Source organism: Mesorhizobium sp. M7A.F.Ca.US.006.04.2.1 (assembly GCF_004022915.1).
GTDB classification, from domain to species: domain Bacteria; phylum Pseudomonadota; class Alphaproteobacteria; order Rhizobiales; family Rhizobiaceae; genus Mesorhizobium; species Mesorhizobium ciceri.
Window position 1 is genome coordinate 1 of record NZ_RZQA01000532.1, and the last position, 4518, is coordinate 4518.

Below are 4518 nucleotides of genomic sequence, written 5' to 3' on the forward strand. Positions count from 1 at the left end.
CTCTGGGGTCGCGGGCGTGCAGATGCAGGATCGAGGCGCCGGCTTCCGCCGCCGCGATCGCGTCTGCGGCGATCTGGTCCGGCGTCACCGGCAGATAGGGCGACATGGACGGCGTGTGCACCGAGCCGGTGACGGCGCAGGTGATGATGACTTTTCGCGGTGCCATTTCTTACCCCTGGCCTCCGACCGGCAGGTCGAGCTCGGCGGCCAGAACCTCCAGCGAGTCACCGATGATGGAGATGATCTCGCCGACCTGCTCGGCCGTGACGATCATCGGTGGCGCGACCATGAAATTGTCGCCGTCGACGCCGCCCTTGACCCTGCGGCCATAGATGATCAGCCCGCGTTCATAGGCGAGGTCGAGCAGCCGCTGCGTGGCTTTCTTGTTCTGGTCGATCGGTTTTAGGGTCTCGGGATCGGCGACCATCTGGGCGCCGGTGAGCAGGCCCTTGCCACGCACGTCGGCAAGGAACGGAAACCGCTTCGCCAGGCCTTTAAGCCCGTCCATCAGCACATCGCCCATGGCTGCCGCATTGGCGATCAGGTCGAGCCGGTCCATTTCGCCGAGCACAGCCAGGCCGGCGGCACAGGCCAGCGGATTGCCGGCATAGGTGTGGCCGTGCTGGAAGCCGCCGGAGGCGAGCAACGGCTGCACCAGCCGCATCGGTGCGGCGAGTGCGCCAAGCGGCGCATATCCGGAGCCCAGCCCCTTCGACAGGGCGACGATGTCGGGCTTGCAGTTCCAGTGATCGCCGCCGAGGAATTTGCCGGTGCGGCCGGCACCGCTCATGACTTCGTCGTGGATGAGCAGGATGCCGTAGCGGTCGCAGATCTCGCGGATGCGTGGATAATAACTGTCCGGCGCCACCAGCGCCGCGGTCGCCGCACCGCCGATCGGCTCCATGATGAAGGCAACCACGCTGTCTGGACCTTCCGCAAGAATCTTCTCCTCCAGCATGTCGGCATAGCGGATGCCGCGCTGCTCAATCGAGAGATTGTCGCGGTCGCGCCAGGCATTCGGCGCCGGCACGGTTGGCATCACCCGCATCATCGGCTCGAACGTTTCGGCCAGCGCATCGTCGCCGGTGATCGAGAGCGAACCCAACGTGCCGCCATGATAGGAGGGGAAACGCGTGATCACCTTCCAGCGGCTGGCCTGGCCGGTGGCGACCGCCCATTGCCGCGCCAGCTTGATGCAGGATTCCGTCGCCTCCGAGCCACCGGAGACGAAGAAGATGCGGTCCATGCCCTCCGGCAGCTTGCCGGCCAACTCCCGCGCCAACTCCTCCGCCGGCTCGTTCTCGAAATGCAGCCGATAGGCGAAGGTGGCGCGGTCCATCTGCCGCTTCATGGCGTCGAGCACATTGCGATTGGAATGGCCGATATTGGCCACCATCGGGCCGCTCGAGCCATCGATGAAGCGGCGGCCGTCCTGCGTCCACATGTAGATGCCTTCGGCGCGGTCGATCAGCGGCCGGCGCAGGCTGGACAGATAGAACAGATGCGAGTCTCGCCGGGCTTCGGTTTCTTGAACGGCGGATTGGACTTTCGACATGTCAGGGCTTTCCGAGGTAACGATCGAGGACATTTTTCGTGACGCGTTCGACCATCGGGTCCTGTCTTAGCAGGCCGGCGACCCATTCGCAGCTTCCGGCATGGAACACCTCGCCCTTGCCGCGCGGGAAATTGACGATCATGCCGTTGCCGCGTTTGACCTTTTCCAGATTGGCGTCGCTCGCCTCGCCAAACAGCGTTTCGGCGGTGAAGCGGCCGTCTTCGTCGGTGAGGAACTGGTCCTCGATCGGGATATCGGCGCTTTCCTCGACCTGGGATGCCATGCCGACGGCGAGAACCTGCAGGCCGTCTGGCGCGCCGCTGGTCGCAGTCGGGTAGGGCAGGCCGCCGCGTATCTCGAAGTCGAGCCCGTCGACCTCATAGCCATAGACATGGCTGTCGGCGCCCAGCAGGTCGCCATAGTAGATGCCGGTGCCGGCGAAGGCCCAATGCTCGGGCCGGTAGACCGGGAAACCACGCACGCCGCGCGGTGCACAGCCGCCCCAGCCGGCATAGACACCGCGCGTCGCGTTGAGCCCGAAGGTCGCCGAACCCGGCCGGCCGATTTCCGGCGCCTCCCAGGAATTGGTGGCACGGGTGACGTCGCCGTCTGGAAGATAGGCCGGATCTTCGGCACGCGAGCGATATTTGTAGCAGACCTGCCGGCGGCCCTCGTCTTCGAACCGCGTCTGCCACATGAAATTGCCGGCAAAGCGCGCCGCATGGCCGCCGCGGGTCACATAGGCGTCGACGGCATCGCGCATTTCCCAGGTCCAGTATTCGTCATGGCCGACGAACACGGCGCAGTCATAGCCGTCGAGAATTTCCGGCGAAAAATGCAGATCATGCTGGCTGGCGAGATCGACTTGATAGCCGGCCCGCTCGGCGAAGCGGAAAAAATGGCTGTCGTAGCTGGCCCAGCCGGACGAAGCGTATTTCTTCGAATGGCCGGTGGCGAGCGCCCACTCCATGTGCGGATAGCGCGGCACGGTCTTCGGCGGCACAGCGACCTCCAGCGGCACACGCGGCGCATCCTTGGGCAGCACGACGAAGCCACGGCACCAGGGGCGCTGCGTCGAGACGATGGGCGAATACTGGTTGCGATCCGGCCCGGTGATGCCCTGATAGTGGTTGGAGCCGCCCCAGGTGTTGTAGGCCAGCCATGTGCCTGTCGCCGCCACCTGGAGCACGCGGCCAGGTTTGCGGCCCGGCTGCGGGCAGACGATGAAAATATGGTGGCATTGGATCGGCTTGCCGTCGAGCCCATCGGCGGTCAGCGTGACCCGATAGGCGCCGGACGGCCAGCCCGCTCCGACGCGAAATTCGAAGGATGGGTCCCAACCGCAGCCTTCAGCCGAACACTGGTCGGGTGTGTCCTGCCAGCGTGCCGCGATGCCCGATTTCTCGAATACTTTGTTTTCGCTGCCGCCATCTCGGGTGATTGTGATGCCGAACGTCGCAGCTGTCGAACTGACATGCAAAGCCACCGTTTCGCCGGCGCGATAGGAAAACCGGTCGCTGTAGCACCAGATCTCGCCGCGCTCGCCATCCATGCCAGGCCATTCGTAGTAATGGCCACGCACCGCGTGGCGGCGCTGCTCCGGCGTCAGTCCGAAATCGGGGAATTCCGTGTTTGGGCTGTTCATGGTCATCCTCAGGCGGAAAGATATTTCTTGAGGAAGCTGCGCGTGCGGTCCTTCTGCGGCGCGCGGAACATGTCGCCGGGCGGGCCTTCCTCGACGATCACGCCGCCATCCATGAACAGCACCCTGTCGGCTACTTCGCCGGCAAAGCGCATCTCATGCGTTACGATGAGCATGGTCATGTGTTCGGCGGCAAGCTGTTTCATCACCGCGTTGACCTCGTCGACCAGTTCCGGATCGAGCGCCGAGGTGGCTTCGTCGAACAGCATCACCTTGGGCTGCATCGCCAGCGCACGGGCAATGGCCACACGCTGCTTCTGGCCGCCCGAAAGCCGCGAGGGGTAGGCGTCGATCTTGTCGGCGAGCCCGACCTTGGACAAGAGGCTATGCGCCAGCGCATGCGCGTCACTTTTGGTCATGCCTTTTAGGATGATCGGTCCCATGGAAATGTTCTCGATCACAGTCAGATGCGGGAACAGATTGAAGTGCTGAAACACCATGCCCATCTGCTGGCGCACCTTGTTGATGTGCCGCTCGAAGGCATGGCCGTGCAGCTTCTGGTTGACCTGCACGCCGTTGAGCCAGACTTCACCGGAGTCCAGGGATTCCAAATGGTTGATGGAGCGCAGCAGCGTGCTCTTGCCGGAGCCACTCGGGCCGATGATGGCGACGATCTGCCCGCGATCGACCGACAGGCCTATGCCTTTGAGGACCTCGACGGCGCCAAACGATTTGCGCGCGCCGCGAACCTCGACCATTGGCCGCTGCGTGCTCATCGGGAAACCTCCACATGTCTTTCAGACCGACGCAAGGCCGCCTCGAGCACAAGATTGAGAATGTAATAAAGCGCCGCTGCGGTGATGTAGAACTCGAACGGGCGGAACGTTTCGCTGATCGCCAGCTGGGCCGAATGGACCAACTCGGCGATGCCGATGACCGAGACGATCGAGGATTCCTTCAACAGCGCGATCAGATTGCCGCCGATCGGTGGTGCCGTGTTGCGGATGGCTTGCGGTATCACGACATGGCGCAGCGTCTGCCACTTGCCGAAGCCGATGCTGCGCGCACCCTCCGTCTGGCCGACATCGACGGCCACGATGCCGGCGCGGATGATGTCGGCATTGTAGACGGCAAAGTGCAGGCCGAGCCCAACAATGCCGGCGGCAAGGGCAGGAATGTCGATGCCGATCTGCACCAAGCCAAAATAGATCAGGAACAGCTGCAACAGCAGCGGCGTACCCATGAACACCCACATGAGGGCGCGCACGGGATAGGCGACGATCTTCGGAGCGTAGAGCACGATGACCGCGAACAGGATGCC

General features: G+C 63.7%; 5 protein-coding genes. All 5 read right to left on the bottom strand.

Annotated features, from left to right (window positions below):
- On the bottom strand, positions 1–166 hold a 166-nt coding region (locus EN925_RS24470; protein ID WP_206632905.1), incomplete at its 3' end, for a 3-keto-5-aminohexanoate cleavage protein.
- Positions 167–169: 3 nt separating this feature from the next.
- Positions 170–1555 (bottom strand): aspartate aminotransferase family protein, encoded by a 1386-nt coding sequence (locus EN925_RS24475; RefSeq protein WP_127369607.1) that lies wholly within the window; start codon positions 1553–1555, stop codon positions 170–172.
- Position 1556: 1 nt separating this feature from the next.
- The gene (locus EN925_RS24480) at positions 1557–3200 is read right to left on the bottom strand and encodes a N,N-dimethylformamidase beta subunit family domain-containing protein (protein ID WP_127388252.1); all 1644 of its coding nucleotides are present in this window, start codon (positions 3198–3200) and stop codon (positions 1557–1559) included.
- Between the two features lie 8 nt (positions 3201–3208).
- Positions 3209–3973: an amino acid ABC transporter ATP-binding protein gene (locus EN925_RS24485; RefSeq protein WP_127369331.1), complete on the bottom strand. Its 765-nt coding sequence runs from the start codon at positions 3971–3973 to the stop codon at positions 3209–3211.
- On the bottom strand, positions 3970–4518 hold a 549-nt coding region (locus EN925_RS24490), incomplete at its 5' end, for an amino acid ABC transporter permease (protein WP_164894366.1). The genes EN925_RS24490 and EN925_RS24485, both read right to left, overlap by 4 nt.

Excerpts from the sequence above, each read along its gene's own strand:
- EN925_RS24485 (WP_127369331.1), bottom strand. The coding sequence starts at position 3,973 with ATGAGCACGCAGCGGCCAATGGTCGAGGTTCGCGGCGCGCGCAAATCG.
- EN925_RS24475 (WP_127369607.1), bottom strand. The coding sequence starts at position 1,555 with ATGTCGAAAGTCCAATCCGCCGTTCAAGAAACCGAAGCCCGGCGAGAC.
- EN925_RS24480 (WP_127388252.1), bottom strand. The coding sequence starts at position 3,200 with ATGAACAGCCCAAACACGGAATTCCCCGATTTCGGACTGACGCCGGAG.